Origin of the sequence: Ruminococcus sp. OM04-4AA (assembly GCF_003462585.1) — a bacterium.
Classification (GTDB): Bacteria; Bacillota; Clostridia; order Lachnospirales; family Lachnospiraceae; genus Mediterraneibacter; species Mediterraneibacter faecis.
This window is the reverse complement of the sequence record NZ_QTZH01000142.1, coordinates 1-1,403: the sequence shown is the minus strand read 5'-3', so window position 1 is coordinate 1,403 and position 1,403 is coordinate 1. Positions and strand designations below refer to the sequence as shown.

Here is a 1,403-nt window from a genome sequence, read left to right as displayed (position 1 = left end):
AGGAAATACCCGTAAGGAATGTTAAGATGTCGATTGCCAGACTTTCAGCGTCTTTTACATTCTTCATAATCACAAATGGGTCAAGAAGTCCTGCATTGTCCTTGTCGCTTGTTAGGTTTACGATATTGATTTCATGGGCGATTTCTGGGAGCGTTTCTTTCCAGTTGCCACGCTCACTTTTAGGGTCTAACAGAAGTGCTTGACCGCCAAACAGCACCGCATAATATACCAGAAGATTATTGCAGAACGACTTCCCACCGCCAAGAGAACCGACAAAAGCAGAAGCAAGGGCGTTGGTAACTGTGCCTTTTACGCCCTGCGAAGCTAAAGACGGTTGCAGGTACACATTTCTTCCCGTATCAACGGAATAGCCCATATAGATACCCGTAGTTTCTCCTAACTGCTGGGTCGCACCAAAACCAAGCCCTGCTAGAAAATCTGATTTTACATACTGCACATAATCATTGATATATCGCTTGCTGGCAGGAAGAAATTCTGAATGAAGCCCCAGCATATCCCCAGCAGGACGCACCAGCTTTACATTGAGGTCGTCGTAAAAGTCCTTGACTTCATCACAACGGCGTTTCAGCTCGTCAAGATCGGGTGCAGACACCCGTATGACGTAGCTTAACTTATACATACTTTCTTTGCTCTGGTCTAAGTCCGTTTCCAGCTCGTCCACGCTGTCTAAGGCGTCCACCACATTTGAGCTGGTTTCACTTCCTGCTTGATAGGCGTGATTGTCCAAATCTTTCAATTCCTTTTTCTTGTTGCGAACGGTCGTTAATGCTTTTCTGTTTTCCACGATTTCTACATTCATGGAAGTATCAACGGGGAATGTGAATTGCTGTTGCTGGAAATAAAAGATTTCAGACGACGGAAAGTCAAGCTCCCCGACAATCGCATTGACGGTAAAATAGGACACATAGCTTTCCTTGTCCTCATGTTCCAAGCGCAAATACCGCTGGTTTTCCTCAATCACACACCTTGTCGGACGGATAAGGTCGTAGTATTTTATCAGCGTTTCTTTCTTATAGTTCTTCTTTGGTAGCTGGTACTCATAATCTTCATAAGCGATACCGTCCCTGCCGTAAAGATGTTCCATGAGATACCCAAAATCATTGATTTCCAAACGACGCACCTTAAAGCGACGGGAGATTTTGTTTTCCAGTAACTTTTCCATTTTCATGTAGCGGTTGATTTCATCATTCGGCATGGAAACAAAGTCATTCATCAGCGTGTGATTGACTTCATGGAGAAATTCCTTGAATGTCAGCCACGCCGATTTTTTGAGGTTCTTCAGATTGAGCTGTTCTTCCGTAACCATGAGCTTAAAGCCAAGAAAAAAGCGGTAGTCCACTTGATTGTCCCCAATCATAGATACTAACGCTTCGGTCTGTTCG

1 protein-coding gene is annotated in these 1,403 nt (G+C 44.3%); it reads right to left on the bottom strand.

The window, feature by feature from the left end:
* Window positions 1–1,403, bottom strand: a 1,403-nt coding sequence (locus DXB52_RS15730; protein ID WP_181989237.1) for an ATP-binding protein, incomplete at both ends; no start/stop codon positions are given.